28 protein-coding genes and 10 tRNA genes are annotated in these 25615 nt (G+C 33.3%); 30 read left to right on the forward strand and 8 right to left on the reverse strand.

The genetic code is table 11. The annotated features are described in order from the left end of the window. Window positions 1-45: 45 nt before the first annotated feature. From BHU61_RS09095 to BHU61_RS09115, 5 genes are all read right to left on the reverse strand, one after another. The gene (locus BHU61_RS09095; RefSeq protein WP_111716302.1) at window positions 46-972 is read right to left on the reverse strand and encodes a peptidylprolyl isomerase; all 927 of its coding nucleotides are present in this window, start codon (window positions 970-972) and stop codon (window positions 46-48) included. A gap of 66 nt (window positions 973-1038) precedes the next feature. Further along, the gene (locus BHU61_RS09100) at window positions 1039-1614 is read right to left on the reverse strand and encodes a DUF3267 domain-containing protein (protein WP_111716304.1); all 576 of its coding nucleotides are present in this window, start codon (window positions 1612-1614) and stop codon (window positions 1039-1041) included. A gap of 33 nt (window positions 1615-1647) precedes the next feature. Beyond that, the gene (locus BHU61_RS09105; protein WP_099576687.1) at window positions 1648-2193 is read right to left on the reverse strand and encodes an HTH-type transcriptional regulator Hpr; all 546 of its coding nucleotides are present in this window, start codon (window positions 2191-2193) and stop codon (window positions 1648-1650) included. A 190-nt stretch (window positions 2194-2383) separates the two neighbouring features. Further along, window positions 2384-2740: a YtxH domain-containing protein gene (locus BHU61_RS09110; protein WP_111716306.1), complete on the reverse strand. Its 357-nt coding sequence runs from the start codon at window positions 2738-2740 to the stop codon at window positions 2384-2386. Between the two features lie 59 nt (window positions 2741-2799). After that, complete coding sequence (locus BHU61_RS09115; RefSeq protein WP_111716308.1) at window positions 2800-3225, reverse strand: HIT family protein; 426 nt, start codon at window positions 3223-3225, stop codon at window positions 2800-2802. A 140-nt stretch (window positions 3226-3365) separates the two neighbouring features. Here BHU61_RS09115 and BHU61_RS09120 point away from each other — a divergent pair, with 140 nt between their 5' ends. Next, complete coding sequence (locus BHU61_RS09120) at window positions 3366-4100, forward strand: ABC transporter ATP-binding protein (RefSeq protein ID WP_111716309.1); 735 nt, start codon at window positions 3366-3368, stop codon at window positions 4098-4100. Further along, the gene (locus BHU61_RS09125; protein ID WP_170122520.1) at window positions 4093-5310 is read left to right on the forward strand and encodes an ABC transporter permease; all 1218 of its coding nucleotides are present in this window, start codon (window positions 4093-4095) and stop codon (window positions 5308-5310) included. Before BHU61_RS09120 ends, BHU61_RS09125 begins: the two co-directional genes overlap by 8 nt. 21 nt (window positions 5311-5331) lie before the next feature. Here BHU61_RS09125 and BHU61_RS09130 read toward each other — a convergent pair whose 3' ends face one another. Further along, complete coding sequence (locus BHU61_RS09130; RefSeq protein WP_111716313.1) at window positions 5332-5850, reverse strand: hypothetical protein; 519 nt, start codon at window positions 5848-5850, stop codon at window positions 5332-5334. A gap of 139 nt (window positions 5851-5989) precedes the next feature. On the opposite strand from BHU61_RS09130, the gene hemE reads away from it, so the two are divergent. The 4 genes from hemE to BHU61_RS09150 all read left to right on the forward strand — a co-directional run bounded on the left by hemE (window position 5990) and on the right by BHU61_RS09150 (window position 10415). Further along, window positions 5990-7030 carry a uroporphyrinogen decarboxylase gene (gene hemE / locus BHU61_RS09135; protein WP_111716315.1) on the forward strand — a complete coding sequence of 347 codons (1041 nt, stop codon included), beginning with the start codon at window positions 5990-5992 and terminating at the stop codon, window positions 7028-7030. A gap of 18 nt (window positions 7031-7048) precedes the next feature. After that, window positions 7049-7969, forward strand: a complete 921-nt coding sequence (gene hemH, locus BHU61_RS09140; protein WP_111716316.1) for a ferrochelatase — start codon at window positions 7049-7051, stop codon at window positions 7967-7969. A 15-nt stretch (window positions 7970-7984) separates the two neighbouring features. Then, entirely contained in the window at window positions 7985-9361 is a 1377-nt protein-coding gene (hemY, locus tag BHU61_RS09145; RefSeq protein WP_111716318.1) for a protoporphyrinogen oxidase, read from the forward strand. Window positions 9362-9428: 67 nt separating this feature from the next. Next, window positions 9429-10415 (forward strand): lipoate--protein ligase, encoded by a 987-nt coding sequence (locus BHU61_RS09150; protein WP_111716320.1) that lies wholly within the window; start codon window positions 9429-9431, stop codon window positions 10413-10415. Between the two features lie 75 nt (window positions 10416-10490). On the opposite strand, the gene BHU61_RS09155 is transcribed toward BHU61_RS09150, so the two are convergent. Beyond that, a complete protein-coding gene (locus tag BHU61_RS09155; RefSeq protein WP_099576706.1) occupies window positions 10491-10700 on the reverse strand; it encodes an IDEAL domain-containing protein in 210 nt (69 codons plus the stop codon). Between the two features lie 244 nt (window positions 10701-10944). On the opposite strand from BHU61_RS09155, the gene BHU61_RS09160 reads away from it, so the two are divergent. The 20 genes from BHU61_RS09160 (at window position 10945) to BHU61_RS09255 (ending at window position 19917) form a co-directional block, all read left to right on the forward strand. Beyond that, window positions 10945-11502 (forward strand): competence protein ComK, encoded by a 558-nt coding sequence (locus BHU61_RS09160; protein ID WP_170122521.1) that lies wholly within the window; start codon window positions 10945-10947, stop codon window positions 11500-11502. A 79-nt stretch (window positions 11503-11581) separates the two neighbouring features. Then, window positions 11582-11656 (forward strand) — tRNA-Asn (locus BHU61_RS09165). Between the two features lies 1 nt (window position 11657). Further along, window positions 11658-11746 (forward strand) — tRNA-Ser (locus tag BHU61_RS09170). Window positions 11747-12169: 423 nt separating this feature from the next. Continuing rightward, window positions 12170-12442: a hypothetical protein gene (locus BHU61_RS09175; RefSeq protein ID WP_111716324.1), complete on the forward strand. Its 273-nt coding sequence runs from the start codon at window positions 12170-12172 to the stop codon at window positions 12440-12442. Between the two features lie 487 nt (window positions 12443-12929). Continuing rightward, window positions 12930-13040, forward strand: a complete 111-nt coding sequence (locus BHU61_RS13755; RefSeq protein WP_170122522.1) for a sigma factor-like helix-turn-helix DNA-binding protein — start codon at window positions 12930-12932, stop codon at window positions 13038-13040. 124 nt (window positions 13041-13164) lie between these two features. Then, window positions 13165-14139: a hypothetical protein gene (locus BHU61_RS09185; protein WP_111716328.1), complete on the forward strand. Its 975-nt coding sequence runs from the start codon at window positions 13165-13167 to the stop codon at window positions 14137-14139. 405 nt (window positions 14140-14544) lie between these two features. Further along, window positions 14545-15105 carry a DUF5067 domain-containing protein gene (locus tag BHU61_RS09190; RefSeq protein WP_111716330.1) on the forward strand — a complete coding sequence of 187 codons (561 nt, stop codon included), beginning with the start codon at window positions 14545-14547 and terminating at the stop codon, window positions 15103-15105. A gap of 79 nt (window positions 15106-15184) precedes the next feature. Next, a complete protein-coding gene (locus tag BHU61_RS09195; protein ID WP_111716332.1) occupies window positions 15185-16021 on the forward strand; it encodes a hypothetical protein in 837 nt (278 codons plus the stop codon). A gap of 157 nt (window positions 16022-16178) precedes the next feature. Then, window positions 16179-16622 carry a hypothetical protein gene (locus BHU61_RS09200; protein ID WP_111716333.1) on the forward strand — a complete coding sequence of 148 codons (444 nt, stop codon included), beginning with the start codon at window positions 16179-16181 and terminating at the stop codon, window positions 16620-16622. 512 nt (window positions 16623-17134) lie between these two features. Then, the gene (locus tag BHU61_RS09205; protein WP_111716335.1) at window positions 17135-18055 is read left to right on the forward strand and encodes a ketopantoate reductase family protein; all 921 of its coding nucleotides are present in this window, start codon (window positions 17135-17137) and stop codon (window positions 18053-18055) included. A gap of 198 nt (window positions 18056-18253) precedes the next feature. Then, a tRNA-Met gene (locus tag BHU61_RS09210) sits at window positions 18254-18327 on the forward strand. 8 nt (window positions 18328-18335) lie between these two features. After that, a tRNA-Asp gene (locus BHU61_RS09215) sits at window positions 18336-18411 on the forward strand. 4 nt (window positions 18412-18415) lie between these two features. Beyond that, window positions 18416-18488 (forward strand) — tRNA-Phe (locus BHU61_RS09220). 19 nt (window positions 18489-18507) lie between these two features. Further along, window positions 18508-18583 (forward strand) — tRNA-His (locus tag BHU61_RS09225). 8 nt (window positions 18584-18591) lie between these two features. Next, a tRNA-Gly gene (locus BHU61_RS09230) sits at window positions 18592-18665 on the forward strand. A gap of 7 nt (window positions 18666-18672) precedes the next feature. Further along, window positions 18673-18747 (forward strand) — tRNA-Asn (locus BHU61_RS09235). A 4-nt stretch (window positions 18748-18751) separates the two neighbouring features. Next, window positions 18752-18823, forward strand: a tRNA-Glu gene (locus BHU61_RS09240). Window positions 18824-18868: 45 nt separating this feature from the next. Next, window positions 18869-18957: transfer RNA gene (locus BHU61_RS09245), tRNA-Ser, on the forward strand. 216 nt (window positions 18958-19173) lie between these two features. Continuing rightward, window positions 19174-19641 (forward strand): PH domain-containing protein, encoded by a 468-nt coding sequence (locus tag BHU61_RS09250; protein ID WP_111716337.1) that lies wholly within the window; start codon window positions 19174-19176, stop codon window positions 19639-19641. 15 nt (window positions 19642-19656) lie between these two features. Beyond that, window positions 19657-19917, forward strand: coding sequence for a hypothetical protein (locus BHU61_RS09255; protein WP_099576714.1), 261 nt, complete (start codon window positions 19657-19659; stop codon window positions 19915-19917). Between the two features lie 51 nt (window positions 19918-19968). On the opposite strand, the gene BHU61_RS09260 is transcribed toward BHU61_RS09255, so the two are convergent. Beyond that, window positions 19969-20889 (reverse strand): 1,4-dihydroxy-2-naphthoate polyprenyltransferase, encoded by a 921-nt coding sequence (locus BHU61_RS09260; protein WP_111716338.1) that lies wholly within the window; start codon window positions 20887-20889, stop codon window positions 19969-19971. A gap of 143 nt (window positions 20890-21032) precedes the next feature. Here BHU61_RS09260 and BHU61_RS09265 point away from each other — a divergent pair, with 143 nt between their 5' ends. Genes BHU61_RS09265 through menB form a run of 4 tightly spaced genes read left to right on the forward strand, consistent with a single transcriptional unit; the run spans window position 21033 to window position 25589 of the window. Further along, complete coding sequence (locus BHU61_RS09265) at window positions 21033-22337, forward strand: isochorismate synthase (protein ID WP_111716340.1); 1305 nt, start codon at window positions 21033-21035, stop codon at window positions 22335-22337. After that, window positions 22324-23997, forward strand: a complete 1674-nt coding sequence (gene menD, locus BHU61_RS09270) for a 2-succinyl-5-enolpyruvyl-6-hydroxy-3-cyclohexene-1-carboxylic-acid synthase (protein ID WP_170122523.1) — start codon at window positions 22324-22326, stop codon at window positions 23995-23997. Before BHU61_RS09265 ends, menD begins: the two co-directional genes overlap by 14 nt. Next, window positions 23984-24778 (forward strand): 2-succinyl-6-hydroxy-2,4-cyclohexadiene-1-carboxylate synthase, encoded by a 795-nt coding sequence (menH, locus tag BHU61_RS09275; protein WP_111716343.1) that lies wholly within the window; start codon window positions 23984-23986, stop codon window positions 24776-24778. Before menD ends, menH begins: the two co-directional genes overlap by 14 nt. After that, the gene (menB, locus tag BHU61_RS09280) at window positions 24768-25589 is read left to right on the forward strand and encodes a 1,4-dihydroxy-2-naphthoyl-CoA synthase (RefSeq protein ID WP_199798222.1); all 822 of its coding nucleotides are present in this window, start codon (window positions 24768-24770) and stop codon (window positions 25587-25589) included. Before menH ends, menB begins: the two co-directional genes overlap by 11 nt. Window positions 25590-25615: the final 26 nt, after the last annotated feature.

Consider the following 25615-nt stretch of genomic DNA (forward strand, 5'->3'; position numbering starts at 1 on the left):
GTTTTTGCTTGTGGCAGAACACTTCTGTCCCAGCCTCTGTTTAGATTACTGACTTACTTCTGGTGCTTGTGCTGTTAAAATTTGCTCATCAACGATTTTCTTAATGTCTTTATCTTTGTAATCGACATCGTAGTCTTTAAGCAGCTTTTTGTATGCATCAACCATTAATTTAGGATCTTTTTGAATTTTAGTTTGACGTACTTTTTCTTTTAGACTATTTTTTTGGCTATCGAAATCATCTTGTTTGTCCGCTAAGATAATGTGGTAACCAAAGTCAGTTTTTACTAAGCCAGAAAGTTCGCCTTCTTTTAATTTAAATAATGCTTTTTCAAATGGTTCAACTGTTTGTCCTTTAACAACATAGCCTAATGAGCCGCCGTTTGCTTTAGAACCTGTATCACCAGATTCTTTTTTAGCGATCTTAGCGAAGTCAGCTTTGTTTTTCTTAACTTGTGCTAAGATCTTTTCAGCTTTTGCTTTCGCAGCTTTATCACTTAAACCATCTTTATTCGAATCAGATTTCACTTGAATTAAGATGTGAGATGCTTTCTTCGCATTTTCTTTTACATCTGCATCCGTTACTTTTACTGTATCTTCTAATAATTTTTTACGGTATTCATCATTCACACGTGTATCTTTATATTGTTCAACAGTCATTCCTGGTTGTTGCTGTTGCAGAATTTGAAGGAACTGTTTCTCGCCACCGTATTTTTTGATTTCTTCGTCTACAGATTTTTTAATCTTATCTGCGTCTACTTTTTTACCATATTTATCTTTTAAAATATCTCCGATTAAAATTTGGAACGCTGTGTTAGCGACTTCAGTTTTGCCCATCTCTTTAATCACGTTTGATGTAGTAACATCGCCAGCTTTAGAAGATATTAAAGTTTCACCATTATTGCCACATGCAGATAATCCTAAAACGGATATAGATAATGCTGCAGGTAGCATTACTTTTTTAAGTTTCGTCATACATATTCTCCTTTTTACTTACAAATTTCTGTTCTAATATATCACAAAGCAATATTAGATTACAATTTATCTAATATTGCACTCATGATTATTCGTTGAAAGTTCATGTTTAGTCAGTATCTCAAAACCATATTTACGTTCTTCGATATAAGAGCCTTTCGGTGTGTTGATAATATATTTTAAGTATATAAAATCAATAAATGACATCCCGACATTAATAGAAAATATAAATAGAAAATAGTGAGCAAATTGTGGCAATACAACTACGCAAAATAACGTGATGAAAGTTATTATGAAAAACGGTAGCATCAGTGAAATACCAAATTTAATTTTGTGAATCGGATGATTGATTCTTATATTAAATAACGGAAAAAATTTAGATTTATTCGTTTTTTGTAAGATCATTGATTTCATATCATTCATAAAAGGTATCATATGACAAAATTTATGAATGGGGTATAGCAATAAGCATGCTGCTATAAAAAGAAAAAAGTACTGATCAGAGAAATATTTACCAAATACACTTGAGAATAATTCAAAACTTACGATAAATACTAAGATTGAAATAAGTGCTGAAATAAGCAATATGCGCTGTAAGCCATATGTTGCTCGAAAGTTAAAGTTTTTATTACATAAGTACATGGCAATTCTCCTATCGGTCAATTTACCTAGCAATTATGCATTATCAGTTTCGTTCTCGTCAAGTAAAACTTTTAATAGGTCATTATGACTTTTATCAAGGTGCTTAATAAAGTCGTCGCCGTAGATTTGCGCTACGATATATTTTAATTCAGTGAAAGAAGGAAGGTCATGCATTATATCATTATATTTATTTGCTGCATCATAAATACGATCATCGGTTTCTTTATAGCCATGATATGTTTCATACAGCAGTTCTTTACCTTTTTCAGTCAATTCAAGATACGTGTTACGTTTATCAAATTCACTTTTAGGCATCGTTAAATAGCCGCGTTTTTCAAGGTTTTTCGCAAAGTTAAACACAGTTGAAACATGCATCACACCATACTGGCTTACTTGTGAGATTGTTGCTTTCTCAAGATTTCTAATAATAATCAATATATGATGTTCATTAATATTTAAATCATATGGTTTAATCCAATTTTGCCAGTCTTTTTCCACGGTTTTCCATAAAGCTTTACTCAACTGAGATACTTTATGTGTAAAAAGCATTTTTTCAATTACATCTTTTTCACGCTTCATAACGCTGCCATCCTTTCACTTGTATATTAAAATTATATTATTGCTATAGTTAAATTAAAAAAAGTATGATGATTACATCATACTTTACTATAGAATAATAATATTTTACCATAATACATTTGTGAAACAAGGTATTTTTCTGAATTTTTAAAAATATAAACAGAAGATATTATAATTTCAGTTTATATTTTTATTTCTTAGATAAAGTATCCATAATTTCATCTTTACGATTGTTTAAATTTTCGATATTGCCTTTTAAATTCTCAACATTTGGCTGAATATCAGATTTATAATGTGCAATCATGTCTTTAATCTCATCTGTCATCGTTTTCATCACTTCTTGTGAGGCATCTTTTGTTTTGAAGACAGCATCTTTTACTTCATTTGCTTCAATCTTTAGCTGATTCACCTGAGCTTTAGTATCATATGCTGTTGATTTAAAGTTTTGTTGTAATTCTTTACCAGACTTCGGTGCATTTAATATTGATGTTGCTGCACCTGCTGCGATTCCTACACCAAATCCTAATAATATACGTGAAAATTTCATAAATTGATCCTCCTCAATTTGCTTGTACTAGTCTATACCCGTAATTTAAAATAACATGCTTATTTTATCGCATTGCTGATTGCATCTTTTAATTCATGCATTGCACTTTCATCGAATGCATCTGCATGTGTTTCCCACTTGTAACCGAACCCATCGATATCATCTTCATAACGTGGAATGATATGGAAATGGATATGAAAGACAGATTGATCAGCGAAAGCACGGTTATTTTGAATAATGTTGATTCCTGCTGGACTAAAAGCAGCATCAACTGCTTTCGCAACTTTTTGTACAGATTGAATGACTTTTGCTAAATCTTCAGGGTCTACAGATAAGATATCTTCAGCTGCATTTTTAGGGATAACAAGTGTATGACCTTTTGATACTTGTGAAATATCCAAAAAAGCATATGTATACGCATCTTCATAAACTTTATATGAAGGAATGTCACCTTTTAATATTTTTCCGAAAACTGTTTCACACATTGAAAACGCCTCCTTATATAATTTGCTATTTTGTTTATTATAATGTAATTATTGAAATTATTCATTCAATCACAATTCGTTATGAGAAATAATTATTATTTGATACAATAAATTTAAATTAAGACGAACGGAGAATGCATGTGACAGTTAAAGTGAGTAATTTAACAGGGGGATATGGTAATCAGCCTGTTGTTCATAATATTAATTTTGAATTAGCGCAAGGTCAGATTATCGGACTTATCGGATTAAATGGTGCCGGTAAAAGTACGACGATTAAGAATATGTTAGGGTTGCTACGTCCGTTAGAAGGTGATATTGAAATCAATGGCTATAAACTCTCTAGCGACCCATTTAAATATCGCTCAGAACTATCGTATATTCCGGAATCACCTGTATTATATGATGAATTAACATTAGAAGAACATATCGATATGACGGCGATGGCTTATAATATTGATGCAGAGGTAGCGATGGAACGTGCGATGCCGATATTAAAGATCTTTCGTTTAGAAGATAAATTGAAACAATTTCCTGCTCATTTCTCGAAAGGGATGAAACAGAAAGTAATGATTATTTGTGCATTTATCCCGGAACCATCACTTCATATAATTGATGAGCCCTTTTTAGGACTAGATCCTTTAGGGATACAATCGATGCTTGACCTTATGGTGAAAGCGAGAGAAGCGGGCCGTACTGTATTGATGAGTACACATATTTTAACGACGGCAGAACGTTATTGTGACTCATTTTTACTGATGCACCATGGTAAACTAATCGGTAAAGGTACGCTTAATGATTTAAGGATGCAGTTTAATATGCCAAATGCCACACTGGATGAAATTTATATTTATGCAACAGGTGATGCGCATGAATAAGGCAGTTCAACTTTTTAATCAAAGGCGCGTGAAGAACCAAAAAGAGGTAGCTTATTATAGTAAGTTTATCTTTAACGGTCATTTTGTCGTGTTCTTATCAATTGCTTTTGGTGCATTGATGTTACAGTATTCACAAATGGTGAAACACTTATCACCGCACATCAATTATCATCTTATTATTGCAGTAGCACTTGCTGTATTGACCATTACAAATATCAGAACATTTGTCAGACCGGCAGATCAGATTTTTTTACTGAATTTTGAACAGCATATGAATGCTTATTTTAAATCAGCGATGATAAGAAGTGCTTTGATTCGAAGTGTTATTTTTGTCATTGTAGCAGCTTTATTTATGCCGCTTTATTTTAATGCAGCAGATTCCTCGATGATAGGATATATTTGTGCTGTTATTTTAGGGATCGTAATGATTATCGTAGGAATCTGGATTCGTTTTTTAATGATGAAGTTAGATATTGAGCAACATTTAATCAGTCTGCTGATCTTTTTGATGGCGTTGTCGGGTATTTATACTTCGCTTGAAGGTTTGCCGATTACTATCATTCCGATTATCATTTTTGGGATTGGTCTTGTTTATCTGCTTAATAAGAACACACAGTATCGTACAGTAAACTGGCATGCAATGATTGATTACGAAGAACGATTGACACATCAACAAAATAAGACCATTAATATGTTTACAGATGTAAAAGGAATGAAAGATACCGTTAAACGACGTCGTGTACTTGATGTCTTATTACCTAAGCATAAATCAAAGTACAATCAGCAACATATGTTTGAGTTTTTATTTATCAGAAATTTTCTACGTAGTAGTGATGCATTATGGATTATCATTCGATTAATCTTAATCGCAGCTGTAGTGATGTGGATTGTGAATCAGGAAATCATTGCAATGATTATCGGCGCATTTTTAGTGTATGCGATCGTCTTACAGACATCGCAATTTTATAAACAACAGGCATTTCAGTTGTGGCCACAAGTTTGGCCGGTGCCGGAAAGTTTAGTGTTAACTGGTTTCAAACAGTTTATGCGTAAACTCGTATGGCTTACAACAATTATTATTGCGGTTATCTATTTGATATTATATCCGGCGCATTTTTATTATGCCGCTGTCTTTTTTCTGCTAATGCTCTGGACGATGCGTAATGTAACAGAAAAAATTGAAAAACGTATGAAGTTATTAAAGGATTGAGACATGTGTCTCAATCCTTTTTTAATCTTCTGCTTCTGTTAACTCTTCAGGTTTTTCAACATATAAATATTTTGAATAATAGATATTTGCCATAATATCTTCTGATTGATACATTGACAACGCTTCTTTACTGAAGTTTTCTCTGAAGAAGCTGCTCTTTCTAAAGTCATCTATCTGACTCTTTCTATCAAACTGGAAAGTCGCAACATATGTTTCGCCACGTTTAGGACGTAATAGACGGAAAGCCTGATATCCTTCGTAATCGTTTAGTTTTTCTAATGGTAATGGTTTCGTATCAAAGACTTCCTGACGCGCTTCTTTCACAATAAAATATAGTAATAAAGTCGGTTTCTCAAGTAGTTTACCATCGTTGATAACGTTCGTGAATGACTGAGGTGCACTAAACACTGATTTATCATCTGTTTCTTCATATAAATAGGCGTTATCTTCATTATAGAAAGATAATATTTGTCGTTTTGAATATTTCTTTTTTATTTTATCCAGGAAGAAGCTGGAGCCATAAGTTATATAAGTATACATCGTTATCATCCTCTCTTTATTTATGTATACCCAAAATACAAGATTTATGTCAGTTTAATGACATTAGTTTTTTATGATACTTTATAATAATTGTTATGATAAAATCAGACTATATACGAAAAAATTGGGGGAAGTTTGTTTGAATTCATTTAACGATACGATTTTAAAAGCAGCAAGAGGGGAAAAAGCAGAACATACACCGGTCTGGTTTATGAGACAGGCAGGACGTAGTCAACCTGAATACCGTAAAATTAAAGAAACACACAGTTTATTTGAGATTACACATGATCCAGAACTTTGTGCATATGTCACAAAGTTACCGGTTGATCAATACAATACGGATGCAGCAATTCTTTATAAAGATATTATGTCTCCGCTTGGAGCAATTGGTGTTGACGTTGAGATTAAATCTGGTATTGGACCGGTAATCGATAATCCAATCCGTACGATACAGGATGTATCTCGTTTAGGTGAGATTCATCCTGAACAAGATGTACCTTACATTTTAGATACGATCAAGTTATTGACGCAGGAACAGTTAAATGTACCATTGATCGGCTTTACTGGTGCTCCGTTTACTTTAGCGAGTTATATGATTGAAGGTGGGCCATCTAAAAACTACAACAAAACAAAAGCGATGATGTATGAGCAACCTGAAGCATGGCATATGCTGATGGAGAAACTAGCTGATATGTGTATTACATATACGCACGCACAAATCGATGCTGGTTGTAAGATGATTCAAGTATTTGATTCATGGGTTGGAGCATTAAATAAAGCAGACTATCATCAGTTTATAGCACCACATATGACAAGAATTTTCGCTGGTATAAAAGAAAAACAAGTACCAGTCATTACATTTGGTGTCGGTGCAAGTCACTTGATCGAAGAGTGGAATGCTTTACCTGTTGATGTATTAGGATTAGACTGGCGACTGCAAATCGAAGAAGCACGTGCAAAAGGGATTACAAAGACCTTAATGGGCAACCTGGATCCTGCAATCTTACTTGCGCCATGGGAAGTGATTGAATCTCATCTTAAACGTATTCTAGATCAGGGATTACAGTCAGACAGTTATATCTTTAATTTAGGACATGGTGTATTTCCGGAAGTTCAACCGGACACTTTACGTCGTGTAAGTGCTTTTGTACATGATTATTCAGCGAAATATAAAGCTTAAAATTTGGGGGAAGAATGAATGACTAAAAAGGGATTACTCGTTATGGCTTACGGTACGCCATATAAAGAAGAGGATATTGAACCATACTATACACATATTAGACATGGTAGAAAACCATCTGAAGAAAGTTTACAGGATTTAAAAGATCGTTATAAAGCAATCGGTGGTATCTCACCGTTAGCAGGGACAACAGAACGCCAGGCAGAAGCTTTAGTGAAAGCATTAAATGAAGCTACAGGTGAGGACTATCAATTATATATCGGTCTAAAGCATATCGCACCTTTTATAGAAGATGCAGTAGAAGCGATGCATAGTGATGGTATTACTGAAGCGGTAACAATTGTCTTAGCACCACATTATTCTAACTTCTCAGTAGGAAGTTACAATAAACGTGCCGCGGAAGAAGCAAGTAAATATGGTATTCAACTTAAACATGTTGAATCATTCTATAATCAGGATAAATTTATTGCATTCTGGACAGATCAAGTGAACAGCACACTAGATACAATTCCACAGACTGATTGGGAAAAGACAGTGTTGATTGTCAGCGCGCATAGTCTGCCGGAGAAAATTAAAGCAGCAGGCGATCCTTATCCAGATCAATTAGAAGATACTGCAACAATGATCATGGACAATTCTAAAATTTTAAACGTTGAAACTGGATGGCAGTCAGAAGGTAATACACCAGATCCATGGTTAGGACCTGATGTACAGGATTTAACACGTAAATTACACGAAGAAGAACAGTATGAACATTTTATCTATACACCAGTAGGATTTGTCTGTGAACATTTAGAAGTATTATATGATAATGATTATGAATGTAAAGTCGTGTGTGACGATTTAAATGTGAAATATTATCGCCCTGCGATGCCGAATACGGATGAACGTTTTATTGGTGCGATGGTGGATGAAATTCAAAGTGTATTAAATCAATAGAAATGAGTGTTTAACATGGCAAAGAAATGTGCAGTGATCGGCGCAGGTATTACCGGATTATCAGCAGCGTACTATCTGCAAAAAGAAGATTCATCGATTGAAATTGATATATTAGAGGCGAGTGACGTACCAGGTGGTAAGATAAAAACTTACCAAAAAGACGGGTATACGATAGAATTAGGTCCAGAATCATATCTTGGACGTAAAAAGATTATGACAGAACTTGCTGAAGCAATCGGTTTAAAAGATGAAATTGTAGTAAATAATACCGGAAAATCATATATTTATGCCAAAAATAAACTTTATCCAATACCTGGTGGTTCAATATTAGGTATTCCGACTGAGATGAAACCATTTTTATCAACACGTCTTATCTCACCAATCGGAAAATTGCGTGCAGGAATGGATTACTTGATTCAACCAAAACCGATGGAACCGGATGTTTCAGTCGGTGCTTTTTTCAGACGACGTTTAGGCAATGAAACTTTAGAAAACTTGATAGAACCATTGTTATCAGGTATATATGGTGCTGATATTGATAAGTTAAGTTTAAAATCTACATTCCCGGACTTTAAAGCGACTGAAGAAAAGCACGGTGGTCTTATAAAAGGAATGCGTGCTAATAAGAAGAAAGCGCCTAAAAGTAAAGGACCAGTTCAGGGACAGTTTAGACAATTTAAAAATGGCTTAATGAGTTTTATAGAGGCGCTTGTAAAAGACTTAGAGCAAAAAGGTATCTCTATAAAATATAATCATAAAGTTGATGGCATCGAGAAATTAGATAACGGCTATCATATTACTGTAAATGGGGAGAAAGTATACTACGATAAAGTCATTATTACGGTTCCTCATACAGTATTTCGCAACTGGCTCAATGATGGACCATTAAACTATTTCGACTATATGGAGACGACAAGTGTGGCTACCGTTGTGATGGCTTTTGATGACAGTCAGGTGAATAATAATGAAAATGGTACAGGTTTTGTCATTGCTAAAAACTCTGATACCGTCATCACTGCGTGTACGTGGACAGACAAGAAATGGTCTCATACAACACCACCAGGTAAGACACTGTTACGTGCATATGTTGGTCGTCCTGGCAGCAATGTGGTTAAAGATAATGACGATGCAGCGATTGTGAAACTTGCGCGAAATGATTTAGATAAAATGATGGAAATTAAAGGTGAACCTGAATTTACCATTGTGACAAAATTATTTAACAGTATGCCACAATATGAAGTAGGTCATATTGATCGCATTCGCGCGATTCAGCATTATATTAAGACACAGTATCCTGGTTTAGTGATTACCGGTGCATCTTTTGAAGCGGTAGGACTGCCAGACTGCGTCGCACAAGGACAACGCGCTGCATTACAAATAGCACATGAATAAACAAAACATTGTCTATAATAAATCAGCAGCATTATAATGAAATACAGACACACTTTAGGAGGATGTTATGAAATTTATTCACAATAATAATATAACGGATCCTTCATTGAATTTAGCAATGGAAGAATCCGTATTGAAACATTTACCGAAAGATGATTCCTATTTCTTATTCTATGTTAATGAACCATCAATCATTATCGGAAAGAATCAAAATACATTTGCTGAAATTAATCAATCATATGTTGATGAACAAAATATTCATGTTGTTCGTCGTATTTCTGGTGGTGGAGCAGTTTATCATGATTTAGGCAATTTAAATTTTAGCTTCGTAACAAAAGCTGATGAAGACAGTTTCCATAACTTTAAGAGATTTACGATGCCAATCGTAGAGGCACTTAATAAATTAGGTGTCAAAGCTGAGATGACAGGACGTAATGATCTTCAGGTTGGCGAACGTAAAATCTCAGGTAATGCGATGTTTCAATCGGGAGATCGCATGTTCTCGCACGGCACACTGATGTTAAACAGTGATATTGAAGAAGTCGTGAAGAGCTTAACTGTAAGTGAAAAGAAACTCATAACAAAGGGCATAAAATCTATTCGTTCACGTGTAGCAAACATTCAGGAATTTCTTGAAGCACCAATGTCAATGGAAGATTTTAAACAGACATTACTGCATTCAATATTCGATGGTGAGATTGAAGAATATCAACTTCAGGAAGAAGACTGGAAGAAGATCAAAGAAATCAGTGACCAGAAATATCGTAACTATGACTGGAATTATGGGAAAAATCCGAAATATAATTATGAAGTTAAACAGAAATTCCCTGGAGGTATGTTGGAACTTAAGATTAATGTCATTAAAGGTATGATTGATGATATTAAAATATTCGGTGATTTCTTTGGTGTAGGTGAAGTTACTGAGATCGAACAGAAACTTAAAGGATTACCACATAATCAAAAGGCTGTGAAGGCAGTGTTAGATACAGTAGACTTTGGACATTACTTCGGTAGAGTAACGGAAGAAGAATTTTTAAGTTTAGTTGCAAAATAAAAAAAGACAAATTTTTAGCGCCAATCCTTAAAATTAATTTTTGAGGTATTGGCGCTTTATTTTATCGTATTCAATTTAAATTTCCTCCAGAGCTTTCAATTCACTCGTATACTCTAGAAATGCTTCCTGGTTATGATTTAATAAAGACAAATCAATCTTTTCTTTTAATAATTTCTTTTGATGACTTTTAACAGCTTCGTCAATGATAAGCTCGATATATAAATTATTGAGATTAGATACGAAAGTTTCAAGACCATTTAATTGTGTTTGCTGATTATAGTTCATAAGTGTTACCTCCTCAAATGTATTAAAACGAGTATATTATATAATATTCTAAATTGCAATAGTATTCAGAAAATTATATTAATTAACATCAGTTCGTTTTGATTAATAATATATAACCATATTTTTAACTTTGTAAACATATCTTTTTCTAATGTAAACTATGTAAAAAATTTGAGAAAGTTAACAAATGTTAATTGGAATTGTGTATAATATTATCAATATATTGACAAAGGAGAAAGTTGATATGGAGAAATATATTGTTAATGAAAAGACGATGTATATTAAGGCGTATAGAGATGGTAGAAGTGTACTTTCTGAAATTGGTGAATATGGAAGAGAAACATTTATATTTAAAAAGAAGCCATTACATATCATTGAAGACTCATTATTCTTTTATCATGCTTCATATAAAGCGAGAAAAATATCTACGAAGATGATTGCAGAAATTTATACAAAACCACCAATCATCGTACAGCCTGGTACACAAACATATTTCTTTCCAACGCACAGTGATCGAAGTAACGATATGGCCTGGATCAATGTTCACTATGTAAATCGATTTCACGCAGGTGAACATTATGATACTGTTGTAGAATTTGATGATCAGTCACAAGTATCTTTTCCGGTGACAACGTATACTTTTAATACGCAGTATTTGCATGGGATTAAACTGGAATATTGTGTAAGAGCAAAAGCGTTAAAACAGGAAATGTATACACAGGAAACAGTGCATTTTGACAAATGTAGGGCAAATCTATTCGAAATGTTAGCAATGTATGCATTATTAGAGAAAAAGGTGTAAATGTTCCATAAAAATATTTACCAAAAGTATTGACCAATTCATTTCAATTGATATAATAGTATTTGTTGATTGAAATTATTCCACAGTAGCTCAGTGGTAGAGCTATCGGCTGTTAACCGATCGGTCGTAGGTTCGAGTCCTACCTGTGGAGCCATGGAGATGTACTCAAGTTGGCTGAAGAGGCGCCCCTGCTAAGGGTGTAGGTCGGGTAACCGGCGCGAGAGTTCGAATCTCTCCATCTCCGTTACATAGTCTGTAACCCTTGTGGTTACAGGCTTTTTATTTTTATTGCACAGAAATACCACAGCAAAACAAAACACCCACATCATATAAATATGGGTGTAAAAAGGTGGTTTTGACTTTCAAAGAATTTCAAGTTAAGCATGTTTGAAAACGTAAAGAAGCTAGTGTTTAAGTATATACTTGAGTAATAGGTAAATAAACTTAACATCTAACTATAATTATATTAAAATTAGTTTTATAAAAAAAGCTACAAACATTCAAATAACAGTGTTTTTTCGTTACGATTAGTAATGGGTAGTATTACTAGATATTAAAATTTTTTAGTTGCTAAAACATGTGAAAAATCCTCCTTTGAAGTGAAATATCCTCTATTGATGAATAGGGGATATTTTTTTATAAATATGACTATTCGAGGTGTAAATATATGAAGTTGAAAAAAGAAAATAAAGAATATAAATATTATCAAGATGGCAAAGTATTAGAGTGGGTTATATTAACTAGGTTTAACCCGTTTTATATATCAGCAAAGATAAGAGCGAAATACTTTTATATTGAAACACTGTATCACTTAAATACCTCACATTGTATTTTTGATGAAAATAGAGGTGTGGTATCTGTATCATATCCATTAGATCGTTTAGTATTAAAAATCATTGAGGAAAAAACAAGCTGTCCAGGTATGAAAAAGAATCTCTAAAGAAAATCGACATGCTTAAGCAAGTGATGGATAGTTACGATAATAAGGATAAGAAGCAACTCATGATGTACATATCAAGCAATGCAGAATATAGACCCAAAAAGCACTTATTGAACGATTGCAAAGAGATTTGTACCAACTGATACACCCGATTAAACAAGCTAAAATAAAGCAATTTGAAGCGAATAGCAAGCATATAGTTACCGAACATATAAAAGAGATAAAATTGTCTTTGAGTGACGAAAGGGAGGTACTCGCAGTGTAATGGATAAGCAGGAAGTAAAGCGACTACTTAAACACATGCATACCACTACCGAGCAAAAAGGCACAGTAGATATAGATGATTTAGATATTAATGATTTTTTTCAATATTAACTTAGATGTAGGAACCGACTTACTAGAAAATAATGTAGATGATCTAATAGCGTTTCATGAGATAAAAGAACGAGCTTACAACCTATGTAGCGACAAAGAGAACTACATCATTATGTTACGAGCGCATGGAATGAGTTATTCACAAATAGGCAAGAAAATAGGGTATAGCCACGAAAGGATAAGGCAACTATATGAGAATGCATTAAATAAGATATGTGGGTAGTACCAGCAAAGACAACCTGAAAAGAGTTGTCTTTTTATAATGTAAAAAATGTTGTGTAATGTAAAAAATGTTGTGTAATGTAAAAAATGTTGGATAATTTAAAGAAAAAGAGGTGGGTTATAAAATGGAATGTATATTATATGTTTTAATAGGTATAGCAATTATTTTGTATTTTTCAGGTATGTATTGGATCAACAAAATTAATAAAAAGAATTGTAAAATAAAAGATTATGAAAAAGAAAGAGATTTGGTAACTTATATTATTGAAGCAGGTGGAATATTACTTACTTTAATAGCATTAATTTTTAGTATAATTTTTAGTATTAGAAATATAGACGAAATGAAAGAAACAAATAAGTATGCTGAACAAGAATTAAAAAATGAAAAGATTGAAAAAATCAAACAAGGTAAAACTAAAAAGATAATATTTAACCAGAAGCTTGAAAAATCTTTAAATGATATTGAGAGTAATATATATAAAATTTCTAGCTTAGGGGAACCAGTTAAGAAATCAGAATTAGATATAATACATAAGAATATTATTAATGAAATTGAATCGGTATATAATTATGAAATTGATTATTATAGTAAAAAATACATTGATACTTTAACAGGTTTAAAAAATTTACAGGGAACAATTGAAGCATTTGAAAATAGTATCAGTGATAAAAGTGAAATTACATATAAGGATTATAAAGACTTTAATACAAGATTCGGGTATCCAACTGAATTAAGTAATAGTCTAAAAGAAATTAGATTAAATAGAGAAATTGTTGAAATTGATGAAGATATAGAAAATTTAGGTATAAAATATTTATTGAAAGATATAAAATTTAAAGATGGAAAGTTAATGGTAACAATAACTGTATATAATGATAAAGAAAATTTTACTGTCAGAACATCTGATTTTATATTAATATCTAAGTTTAAAAATTATACTGAACTTAATAAAAAAGAGATAAAGGTAAGTAAAGATAAAGTACAAGATATAGAATTAAAATACGATACAAACTCAGACAATACAGATTTAAATATTGAATATAAGGATTCTATGATTCCAGCACGAGATAATAGACCGATTACATTTATTATAAAATAACTCCTAGAACACACATTCTAACTATGTATATTCTAATCAACCATTTATAATGATTTTGTAACACAATCACATGTAAAAGGAGGTTAGATCACATGTTAATTTCTAATGTGTTTTACACGGAAGTATTGCAAGATATTGAGTTATACCAGTTCCCACAAAGTAAAGACTATTACCGAGCGAGTGAACTAATCTCAACACTTATTTAGAGTGGACACATTGAAATTGTAATCGGAACTGATAGAGTTGATTACAGATTAACATACGCTGGTAAGCAGTTGTTGGAACAATTAAATTAAAATATTACAGGCCATGCATATTATATGTGTGGCTTTTTCTTATTGCTAAAATACACATTATTAGTAATAATTAAATAGTAAATAATTTTATTCAAAGGGTGGGTTTATTATGAATTTCAAGTTACTAAGTACAACTATTTTAGCGACATCTGTATTATTGGGTGCATGTGGTGGTGAACAAGCAACTAAAGAGAATAAATCAGAAACAACAGCTAAGAAAGTTGAAAAAGAACAACCTAAAAAAGAAGAAAATACAGGTTTAAAAGACAACACAGCAATATTAAATGATATTGATGTGAAAGTTTTAGAAACTGAATTTATTCCAAAAGGAACTTATGAGGGACAAGAAAAAGACCAATTAGGAATTATATATGAAGTGAAAAATAAATCGGATAAAGAGATTGATGCATTAAGTGGCTGGTTAGCTACATTTGAAGCAACCCAGGATAGTAAAGACACAATTAGAAAGTTAGATGTTGGTATGTCACCACAAACCGATAAATATAAGCCATTCTTAGATACACAAATGGATATTATCAAAAAAGATGGTACATTAAAAAATGGAATTGCTTATGATCTAGAAGATACAACAACACCAGTTATATTAAAAGCTAGTAAGGGTGTAGGTGGCGAGAAATTAGGCGAGATTGAAGTTAAAATAGAAAAATAAATGATTGAAGCCACATTTTTTTATAGTGTGGCTTTTTATTTCTAATTTCATTAATTAAGTTATTTTAGGGGAGTTTTAAATGAGCGTTGAAATAAATTATATAATGCTATGTAAATTAATGAAAAATTTTTTTGATTACGGCTTTTTTAGAGATGTTATTATACCATTCGGAAGTTTAATCAGTGTTTATATTATTTACCTAATGACAAATAAATTTCAAAAACAGTCCAACCGTCCAATGTTTACTATGATACCAATTGAAATTGAAAAAAATATAATGAAGAAAGACACTGATATTTTTAATCATGCAATTGTTGATAGAAAAAATGAAAATATTCAAGATTATATATCTGAAAATTATAAAACAAGTCATTTTTTAGAGTCATTTATTTATTTCAAGAATATTGGTGACAGTTTTGCTAAAAATATAGAAATTACGATAAGTCATATAAATCCAGAAGAATATTTCAAGAAAGTAAATGCCAATGAATTTTATAACCGAGAATATAATGATATGAATATTATATTAAATAATACCCCAACTGGTAATGCTTTGATAGTAAAGAGCAATAGAGGTAATAATCGATACAATTTATTAAAAGATAAATTTTCATCTACTTTTAAATTTAGAGTATGTGCAAAAGAAGAAATAATAAAAGTTAAATTTAAAAAGAATGATAGAATTATTTTTAATCATTTTATGTTGGCAGATAGTCATATTTATCGACCTTACATAAAAATAATAATAAATTATAAAGATAAATTTAATACAAAATATCAAGAAGAAATGTATATAGTTTTAAAAAATACTGCTATAAGAAATAAAAGTGATGATGATTCTATAAGATTCCGTGGAGAGATTGGGGAAGTGAATTCTAGTCAGGTACTAGATAATAAAGAATATTATATTAATTAACCTGAAGCCCTTTTAAAGCGAGTTAATGCACAACTACCCACAAAATAAAAGTTATCGTGCTTAAAATCGGAATGTCAGAACGACAAAATGCACAAATATAGACCAATCTCACTATATGTATTACGATTGAATTAATAACAAGAATGAGGTGAAAAATGTGAGTAGTTTATATCAAAAGAATATTAAATATTTTATTAACGAGAAAAGAACTAACTTTATTAATGCAGAAAAAATTAAACTTTTATTTGTAAAGCACATTTCTGATATTGGTATTGAATTGAATCAAGATAGTATGTATTTTGTGACTAATTCAGATGATGGAGAGAAAATAATATTATTAAATGAAAGTTTAAAATATGTGTATTCTTTAAATAATGAGAATGGATCTATTGAAGTAAGCAAAGGTAATTTAATAGGAGTTAATGCCAGTCCTATAAAATACCAAACTAATGTTATAGATGATACATTAAATTATAAATATGAACAATTACAATTAATATTTGATAATGAAAAATTAAATTTCGAAATTAATTTAACTAAAGATGAATATAAAGGGGATAAGGATGAATTATATTCCCAACTATTAAACCTAATTAAGTAAGTCCAGCAGGTCCAGGAACACAAAAAACACCATCTATTTTATAGATGGTGTGGGTACATAACTCTACATAGAACTTACTCAAAGAACATAAAAATATTGTAACATAATTTGTATGTATATGTGAGTTAATATATTGCCACAAATTCAATGAAAACTTTAAATTTATCTGATTAATGTACATTAACAGATACACCATAAATGTAGTAATAACAACGGTTTGAGAGTTTTTTATATTAATCAAAAATATCACTTTTCAAATCTCTCCATCTCCGTTACAAAACACTTAGTGTATGCTAAGTGTTTTTTTATATTTAAAACAAATTATTGAATAATCTGAACTTTTGAATTATTATAAACTCATTATATTTTTAATATTATGCTCCTTCATAGATGTATTAATTTTATCTATATGACTACAAATTAATACATAACAAAGTATGTGAAAGATTTAACAAACTCACTTATTCCTGAGATAAAATAATATTAGATAATCAAATGAGGAGGAAGAAAGTATGAAAATAGTTATGGCAGGCGCAGGTGCAATGGGTGGACGTGTAGGTCTTTATTTAACTGAAAGTGGACAAGATGTGGTGATGCTTGATAAATGGCAGGACCATGTTGATGCGATGAATGATAATGGGGTTACTGTTCATTCTTATGGTGAAACAACAAACCATAAAGTGAAGGCAGTATTTATGGATGACTATAATGAACCGGCAGATTTGGTAATTTTATTAACAAAAGCGTTGACTGCTGAAGAAACAATCGATAATTTAATCAAACAGGGTGTTATTACAAAAGAAACGAAAGTGATGTCACTGATGAATGGTTTAGGTCATGGTGATATGCTGCTGAAGAAATTGTCGGTTGAGCAAGTTATACTGGCTGTAACAATGTGGTCAGCAGGTTTAAAAGGACCTGGTGAATTAATTTTAGAAGGCACTGGTAATATTGAATTTGGATATCCTGATGGCCATGTGGATGCTTTCATTGAACAATTGAAAGTAATTTTAGATGAAGCGAAACTTAACGGTGTGATCAGTAATGATATTGTGACATCAATCTGGAATAAAGCTTTAGTGAACTGCTGCTTCAACACATACTGTTCGGTAACGGATAAGCGTATCGGGGAGTTTGGTGCATATGAACAAGCAGATGCAATGTTAATCCCATTAGTTAAGGAAATCATTGCAGTAGGGGCTACTAAAGGTGCAAAGCTTGATTTAGATGCAACAATGGAGAAATTCCATAAAATGTACTCACCTGATGTCGTTGGTCTGCATTATCCATCTATGACTCAAGATATTCATAATGGACGTAAGACAGAAGTTGATTTCTTAACAGGTGCTGTTAGTCGATTTGGTGATGAAGCAGGGATAGAAACACCATATTGTGATATTTTAACGCATTTAGTACATCAAATTGAAAAGTAATAGAATAGATCTTGGTTTTTTGATGGTTAGAATAAACCAAATATATCACTAGATTACCTACAAGAACATACTTTTATACAACATTCGTATGAAATATGCCTCTAAAGATAAAATTTACACTTTTTTAATGTTGCGTTCACAAACTTAAAATGATATATTTTAAAAGTACTCTTTTTATGAGAGACAACATATTATTATCGCGGGATGGAGCAGTCTGGTAGCTCGTCGGGCTCATAACCCGAAGGTCGGTGGTTCAAATCCGCCTCCCGCAATTATTAGTGGTCCCGTGGTGTAGCGGTTAACATGCCTGCCTGTCACGCAGGAGATCGCGGGTTCGATTCCCGTCGGGACCGCCATTTTGGCTCAGTAGCTCAGTCGGTAGAGCAATGGATTGAAAATCCATGTGTCGGCGGTTCGATTCCGTCCTGAGCCATCTTTTTAAAATAAATTTGGCGATTGTGGCGAAGTGGTTAACGCATCGGATTGTGGTTCCGACACTCGTGGGTTCGATTCCCATCAGTCGCCCCATTTGTAACGCGGGTGTAGTTTAGTGGTAAAACCTCAGCCTTCCAAGCTGATGTTGTCGGTTCGATTCCGATCACCCGCTCCATTATTATTCCACAGTAGCTCAGTGGTAGAGCTATCGGCTGTTAACCGATCGGTCGTAGGTTCGAGTCCTACCTGTGGAGCCATTTTGGCCCCTTGGTCAAGCGGTTAAGACACCGCCCTTTCACGGCGGTAACACGGGTTCGAATCCCGTAGGGGTCATATAATCAGAAGTGAAATATCGCTTCTGATTTTTTTAATTATTATGGATCGTTGTCCGAGTTGGCCGAAGGAGCACGCCTGGAAAGTGTGTAAACGTCACAAGCGTTTCGAGAGTTCGAATCTCTCACGATCCGTTAAATAATAAAACTACTGTTGATTCTTTAATGAAATCATCAGTAGTTTTATTTCGTTTAATACCTACGTTTATTTTACGTATATACCTACAAATAAAAGTTGCTTTACTATCTATTTTTTAATGTAGAAAGCATGTATAATAAAGTTATTCAAATATTATACTTCTAAAGTTAATTGTGAATTATAATACAAAATAGAAATCATAAGGTGATGAAATGAAAGATAAAGCATCGACACGTAAAGTATTAGCAGAAATTAACTATCCAGTAAGATATAAACGCTTTTCGAAAATCTTTAAAAGAATTAAAAAATCTGAGCGCCGTTTCTTTATTAAATTATTAAAAGTGATTTGCAAAGATATTAAAAACAAGGAACTGATTCATTTTGCAACTTATAGTCATATTAATTTGAACCAACATGGTTTGTTTATTTTATTAGATGATCGTATTTCTATGGTCCATAGTAAAATGAAATCAAAGCGTATTTACTATGAAGTAATTAAATATGCGGATATAGTTAACATTGATTTTGAGCCTGATACTGAAGGGGAATATGGAGAGTTATTCTTCAAATATAAACGAAAGAAATTAAGTGAAAAATCAGTAACTTTACGAATGATTAAAAGTAAAGACTTGCCTGAAATTGTGGAATTTATTAGAATTAAAATGTCTGAGACAATATAAAGGGGGACATTAACAATGGCAAATATCGATAAACTCGTATCATATGCTGAACTTAAATTAGGTCAATTTGGTTCAGATTACCGTGAAAATCACGAAGAAGATAAAGTGCAGGAGATTCAACCACGCAGCTATGATGTGAATGGAACTTCTATCGATGTGCATTATGATGCACAAAGTTACGTAATTGATTTAACAAAATCTGGTGTACGTGATGTCACAGAAGAAGATGCACAAGCAGTTGTAGCAAGATTAAAAGAATTCTTCAATCAAAAATAATAAAAATAATAATAAAAAAATCGTGAGACTAGATAAAAGCCTCACGGTTTTTTAAATTGCAGTTAATGCTGCGAGATATAAGCCTAGTGCAAATAAGAATCCGAATACGGTGTTGAATTGACCCGTAACTTTCATTGCAGGCATGAGTTCAATCGGTGTATTGCCTTTAAAGAAGCGATTTACTGCTTTGATTGGTAAGTTAAAGCTTAACAATACAAGTAATAAAAATGGTGAACCATATGGTTTATAGAATACTGTATACAGTACTACCAGGAAACTGATTAAGTATAATAATGCCATTGTAATAATTGCGATTGTTTTCCCGACTAAGATAACATATGTCTTTCTGCCACTCGCTTTATCTTTTACACGGTCACGAATATTATTAGCCATATTAATCATGCCGATATTGATTGAAACTGGAATTGACATAATTGCAGGGTACCATTCTAGATGTCCCACCTGAATGTAGAATGTAATCATAATGATTACAAATCCCATAAAGAATCCTGCAAAGATTTCACCGAATGGTGTCCATGAAATTGGAACGGGGCCACCTGTATAGAAATAACCTACTGCCATACATACAATTCCAACAAGTAAGATTAACCATGACGATTGAGAACAAATATAAAGACCTAATATGGCTGCAATAATATAAAAAGCAATCGCTAAATTATATACTGACTTAGGACTCATACCATTTCTTACAATTGCACCACCGATTCCGACCGATGTATGATCATCCAGTCCGCGCTTATAATCGAAATATTCATTAAACATATTTGTTGCCGCTTGTATTAGTAAGCACGCAATAAGCATGATAATTAATAGATCGATACGGATATCAGTGAAATATTTTGCGCATGCTGTTCCGACAAGTACAGGTACGAAACTTGCTGTTAAAGTGTGTGGTCGCATTAAGTGATAATACATTGCAATACCAGTGTGTTGTTGTAAATGTTCAGACATATTCATACCTCTTTTATTCTTAATGTATAAATTTTATATTTAATAATAGTCATCGTCAACAAATCTAGCATAATTTGTCCAATAATCATTGAATAATGTTAAAATAATAAGTATATTATTTTGAAGTGAAAGAAGTGTAGCATGTGCCGATTAATCAACAGTTTGAGACGCATTTAACAACGAATAAAATTAATAAAATAGAACAATTTGATTTAGACTTCCAGCTAAATGTTGCATGGATCATGGATTATTTTCATGCATTTGCAGGAGAGCGTTATGTCTTTATCAATAAAGATAAATCTTTTAAGTTAATCGGTATCGGTCATCATTCAGTACTTACAGCAGATACGATTCATCCTGTACATATCGAACGACAGTTTAAGGCGATTGTTCAGGATGCAGCATATATTGGTAATGGTTCGCAGTATGAATTAAAACTTTTTGGTGGCTTCCAGTTTGATAATAATGAAAGTAAAAATTTTTCTGCATATGAAAAGAGTCATTTCATCATTCCGAAAATACAGATTGTAGAAAGCAATGGACACGCTTCAATAATATTTGTTGATCAGTCTTCAGATAAAATACAGATAATTGATGCATTAAGACATCATGCAGCAGATAAAGTACAAGATAACAAAATAATATCTGCTGAAGATATTGATCTGGACTTATTTAAATCTAATGCACATAAAGCAATATCGATGATGCAGCAAGATAAACTGGAAAAAGTTGTGCTTTCAAGAAAAAGAAAGATTACAATGGCACGCGATATCGATATATTGCCACTCATCGAGCAGGCGATGAAAAATCATGAAGTGAGTTATTTTGCTTTAATAGAGTCTGGTGCACAAACATTTATTACAAAGACACCTGAACAGCTTGTTGCGGTGCAGGATGGCATCCTTCATACAAATGCCATTGCCGGAACGATGGGCAAAAGTATTGATAATGCGAAACAAAAGTTACTGGATGATGAAAAGAATCTATATGAACATAAAATCGTTGTAGAAAGTATAAAGGAAGATTTAGCACCGTTTACAAATGAGATTACTTTAAAACAATCACCGGATATATTAGAAAATCAATTTTTCTATCATTTATATACACCGATCAATGCGAAGTTGAATCGTGGTGGATTATTAGAAGTAACTGAAAGTCTACATCCAACACCTGCGCTAGGTGGTTTTCCGAAACGTGCGGCGATGCATTTCTTAGCGGAAGCAAATGAAGGGCGTGGATTATACGGGGCACCATTAGGTTATGTTGATTTAAATGATGAAGGTGAGTTTATCGTTGCCATCCGTTCGATGGTGATCCAGGATAACACTGCGATGCTCTTTGCAGGATGTGGCATTGTTAAGTCGAGTGTTGTAGAGAGTGAAGTTTATGAAACAGAAATTAAATTTAAACCGATGTTAGAAATGTTAGGAGTAAATGAAGATGAATGACGCGTTAACTAAACAAGTGTTTCATTTCGTTAAATCATTATATGATTATGGTGTACATGAGATAGTGATTTCACCTGGATCACGCTCAACACCAGTTGCGATAGCATGTGAACTTCACCCAAAGATGAAGACGTATATTCATCCAGATGAACGCAGTGCAGCTTTCTATGCACTTGGACTAATGAAAGCAACGAACAAGCCGGTTGCTGTACTCTGTACATCTGGTACTGCAGCAAGTAACTACACACCGGCAGTGTCTGAGTGTTTTATCAGTCATATGCCACTCGTTGTGATTACGAGTGACAGACCCCATGAACTGCGCAATGTCGGTGCACCACAGGCGATTAATCAAGTAGGGATGTTTAGCAATTTTGTTCAATATGAACGTGACTTTCCGATCGCAGATGATACAGATGAATCGATTCAATTTATCGATGCTGTAATGATGCAGTCTAGTCGTTATTTCAGTGGACCGATGAAAGGCCCGGTACATTTCAATATACCTTTCAGAGAACCATTGATGCCGGACTTTGAGCTAGCAGAAATGATGATGATCAACCCAAAGGTTCAGGTTAGTTATCAGAAGACATTTGATGTCAATACAGTCAAACCAATCATTCGTCAGGAAAAAGGCATTATAATCGTTGGTGATTGTCAGCTGGAAGATTTAACACAGATGCTTGTCTTTTCTACAATACATAATATACCGATTATTGCAGATCCGCTCAGTCAGATTCGTGATTTAAAACATCCGAATGTTGTGACAACAGGAGACAGTATCTTTAAAGTCATTAAAGATATTCAGCCGGGATATATTATTCGTGTCGGTAACGCAGTTGTATCGAAAGCAATCAATCAATGGATTAAAGCGCAGACGGCACCACAAATTTTAATTCAACCAAGAATTCAGCCTAATACATTTCCGAAAGTGCCGGATTTATTTATCGAAATTACTGCAAACGACTTCTTTAGACAAGTCGCAGAAGAGAAACCAGTCAACAATCAATCATGGATTAAATTCTGGCATACATTAAATGATTTAGTCATCAATCACATTATGCAGCACACACAAACGATATTCGACGAAGGTAGTGCGATGTATCAGATCTTTAAACAAATCAAGAAGAATGAAGTCATCTTTCTGGGTAACAGTATGCCGATAAGAGATTGCGATACATTCTTTACAAACTTTGAAGGTAAACCGTATTGTAATCGTGGGGCAAATGGTATTGACGGTGTAGTGAGTACGGCGCTTGGAATGTCTCGACATAAAAAGGTGACGTTGATAATCGGTGATATCTCATTTTTCCATGATATGAACGGTCTTGTTATGCAGAAGATGTTATCAGAATATCACCATGCTCATATGATTAATATTGTAGTGATGAATAATAATGGTGGCGGTATATTCAGTTATTTACCACAGTATGAAGATAAGAAGCATTTTGAACGTTTATTTGGCACACCGCTGAATCTCGATTTTGAACATACTGCAAAGTTGTATGACTTTAAATATAAGAAATTTAATGTATTTGATGAAATCACATTACCGAAAGCAAGCGGTCATATTATAGAAATCACTTCTGACCGAGAAGAGAATTTGAAAGCACACAGTGCATTAATTACTACTTTAAAGGCGAAACTCAATGCTGAAATATAAATATTTTAATCGTGATAAAGAAAGTCTTATTGTCATGATTCATGGTTTCCTGGGTAGCATTCAAACCTTTCTTCCAGCAAAAGAAAGACTGTTGTCCCACACAGATGTGTTATTAGTAGAATGTCCAGGACATGGAGCGGCTTTTAATACGGATGAAACGTGGTCATTTGATGCAATTGCAGCATCGTTAACACAAACATTAACGCGTTATCGAAATCAATATACCGAAATCATTCTGTATGGTTATTCGATGGGGGGGCGTATAGCGCTATATACTGCATTGCATTATCCGGAATTAATCGATAAGCTTATAATCGAAAGTGCGACGCCTGGAATTGAAGATGAGCAATTAAGAAAAGAGCGTATTCAGCAGGATGAAGAACGCAGTAATTGGATAGAAACAGATTATCCGGCATTTATTAAACACTGGGAAAAGCTATCTTTATTTAAAACGTATCATCCGTTAACTGATGCACAGCAAACAAGACAGCGTGAGATAAGAATGCATCACGAACCAATGGGTATTGCTAAAGCTTTAAGAGAATATGGAACAGGCAGACAACCGAATCTCTGGCCGCTTTTACCTAGCTTTAATAAACCGGTCTTATTGCTTACTGGAAGTTTAGATAAGAAGTTTGAATCAATCGCTAAACGTATGGTAGAAGCACTGCCCGATGCCCGACATATGATAATTGAAGCGGGTCATACAATTCATGTGGAGAATTTAAAAATATTTGATACAATAATAGTATCGTTTATCAAGGAGGAAAATCATGACTAGAGTTTGGGAAACATTAAAAGAGTATAAAGAAATAAAATATGAATTTTTTGAAGGTATCGCGAAAATTACGATCAACCGTCCGGAAGTTCGTAACGCGTTTACACCGAATACAGTAATGGAAATGATCGATGCATTCTCTCGTGCACGTGACGATCAAAGAGTAGGTGCAATCATCTTAACAGGAGAAGGTGACTTAGCATTCTGTTCAGGTGGCGACCAAAAAGTACGTGGCCATGGTGGTTACGTAGGTGATGATAATATTCCACGTTTAAATGTATTAGATTTACAACGTTTAATCCGTGTTATTCCTAAACCAGTTGTCGCGATGGTTCGTGGCTATGCAATCGGTGGTGGACACGTATTACACATCGTATGTGACTTAACAATCGCTGCTGACAATGCACGTTTCGGTCAAACTGGACCAAAAGTAGGTTCATTTGATGCTGGATATGGTTCAGGTTATTTAGCAAGAATCGTTGGACATAAAAAAGCACGTGAAATCTGGTACTTATGCCGTCAATATGATGCGCAGGAAGCATTAGATATGGGCTTAGTTAATACAGTAGTACCTTTAGACCAAATTGAAGATGAAACTGTACAATGGTGTAAAGAGATGTTACAACATTCTCCAACAGCATTACGTTTCTTAAAAGCTGCGATGAACGCTGATACTGATGGACTAGCTGGTTTACAACAATTCGCTGGTGACGCTACATTACTTTACTACACAAGTGATGAAGCGAAAGAAGGTCGTGACGCATTTAAAGAAAAACGTCAGCCGAACTTCGATCAGTTCCCTAAATTCCCATAAGCAAGAGAGTGAAGCACCCTTTTTTT

It is taken from the genome of Macrococcus epidermidis, assembly GCF_003259695.1.
Taxonomy (GTDB): Bacteria; Bacillota; Bacilli; order Staphylococcales; family Staphylococcaceae; genus Macrococcoides; species Macrococcoides epidermidis.